General features: G+C 69.8%; 2 protein-coding genes. Both read right to left on the bottom strand.

The genetic code is table 11. The features are described from left to right. Positions 1–66 precede the first annotated feature (66 nt). A complete protein-coding gene (gene istB / locus ACYVLP_RS23530; protein WP_460629718.1) occupies positions 67–876 on the bottom strand; it encodes an IS21-like element helper ATPase IstB in 810 nt (269 codons plus the stop codon). Continuing rightward, on the bottom strand, positions 876–2,171 hold the full coding sequence (istA, locus tag ACYVLP_RS23525) for an IS21 family transposase (RefSeq protein WP_460629717.1): 1,296 nt from the start codon (positions 2,169–2,171) through the stop codon (positions 876–878). The genes istB and istA overlap by 1 nt, the downstream gene beginning before the upstream one ends. Positions 2,172–2,240: the final 69 nt, after the last annotated feature.

Below are 2,240 nucleotides of genomic sequence, written 5' to 3'. Positions count from 1 at the left end.
TGTCGGCAACGCTCAAAAATGAGGCCGATCCGACGCTCGAAAACGAGGCCACCGGGTCGTGTGTTTCTAGTCTGCCGGGTCTTGGGTTCGGATGCTGGGCAGGGTGTCGATTCCGCGGTTACGGAGTCGGTAGCTGGCGCCTTTGAGGGTCAGGACGTCGGCGTGGTGCACGACGCGGTCGATCATCGCGGCGGCGACGGCCTGGTCCCCGAAGACGCCGCCCCAGCCGCTGAACGGCAGGTTCGAGGTCAGGATCAGCGAGGCGTGTTCGTAGCGGGAGGAGACGAGCTGGAAGAACAGGTTCGCGGCGTCTTGCTCGAACGGCAGGTAGCCGACCTCGTCGACGATGATCAGCCCGTAGCGGCGGAGCCGGGCCAGCTCGGCCGGGAGCCGGCCGGCGCGGTGGGCGTCGGTGAGGCGGGTGACCCAGTCGGTCGCGGTTGCGAACAGGACCCGGTGGCCGTGGTGGGCGGCGGCGATCCCGAGGCCGGTGGCCAGGTGGGTCTTGCCGGTGCCGGGCGGGCCGAGCAGCACGACGTTGCGGGCCTCGGTCAGGAACCCGCCGGAGGCCAGGGCGGCGATCTGCTGCCGGGCGGCGGGTTGGGCGTCCCAGTCGAACTCCTCGATCGTCTTGCGCGCGGCGAACCCGGCGGCCCGGATGCGGAGCTGGGCGCCGGAGGCGTTGCGGGCGGCGACCTCACGATCCAGGACCGCGGCCAGGTACTCCTCGTGGGTCCACCCGGCGTCGCGGGCGTGGTCGGCCAGCCGGCCCGCGGCTTCGGTGATCCGCGGGGCCTTCAACGCGGCGGCGAGGTAGGTCAGCTGCTTGAGCGCCTCCGTGGCGTCGGTTTTGGTCTTGCTCGTGGTGGTCGCCATCACGCCACCTCCTCATCCACGGAGCCGTCAGCCAGGACGTCGACCGGCTCCTCGATGAATCCGTCGACGCTGCCGAGGCTGCCGTCGATGAGGCCGAAGGCACGGTCATAGTCGGCCAGGTCCCGCACCAGTGCCTCGTGTGTATCGGGCACCGGACCAGCTGCCCGGGCAGGTTGCTGGTACTGCTCGCGCAACACCTTCGCGGCCGCGACATGGGCCGGGTCGGTGATGGTCGTCCCGCGTGCCCAGACCCGCTCGTGACGGGCCACGAGGCGTCCGTCGTGGCGGACTTCGACCCGGGACAGGTCGGCGGTCACCTCGACGAACCGGCCGATCATGGCCGGGTCGACGGAGTAGTCCGATGAGTCGACGCGGACGTAGTAGTCGCGCCCCAACCGGACCCGGTTGACCCACCCGACCGTTGGGGCCACCGGTGGCAGCGGCAGCATCGCCGCCCGGTCGGCGTCGAGCCGATCGACCGGGCGGGTCTTGATGGTGCGCACGATCCGGCTGTTGGCGATCGTGAGCCAGTCGGTGAACTGGGTGTTGAAGTCACCCGGGGAGCTGAACTCGCGGCCGGGCATGAACGAGGTCTCGAAGAACCCGTTACGTCGCTCCACAACGCCCTTGGACTCCGGGTCGTACGGCTTGAGCCGCTGCAGCCTGGTGGCCAGGGTGCCGGTGAACGCGCCGACCCCGTCGGCGTGCCGGTTGCCGCGGCCGATGCCGGACTCGTTGTCCCAGATCAACCGACGCGGGACCCGCCCGAGTTGTTGCAGCAGCTCCCACATCCCCAGCAGCAGGTCCTGCGTGTGCCGGGTCGGGATCATCCGCGCGAGCATGAACCGCGAGTGCGCGCACGTGATCACCAGCACCGGCAGCAGCGTCTTCGTGCCGTCCTCGAGCGGGATCTTCCGCGGCGGGAACCACAGGTCGCACTGCGCCGCATCACCCGGCAGCCAGGTCAACCGGTCCGCCGGGTCGACCGGCCGATGTTCAGGCCGCAGCCGTCGGACGTTGTCACGGAACCAGCTGATCGACCCGGTCCAGCCGACCCGCTCGGCGATCACCGTGGCCGGCATATCCGGCGTCGCGGCCAGCAGTTGCCGTACCAGCGGCTCGAACGGCGTGAACGACGTCGGCACTGAGGGTCGCTCGTACTTCGGTGGCCGGTCCGAGGCCAACGCCCGCTCGACCGTCGACCGCCCGATCCCCAGATCCCGCGCGACCTGACGCTGCGGCACACCATCGGCGACCAGCCGCCGGATCAGAGCCCAATCCTCCACTGAGATCACCCATCCAATCTGTCTGGGTGGCCTCGTTTTCGACCGTCGCTATGGCCTCGTTTTCGAGCGTCGTCGACA

Source organism: Intrasporangium mesophilum (assembly GCF_054783095.1).
This window is presented reverse-complemented; position numbering and strand designations above follow the sequence as displayed.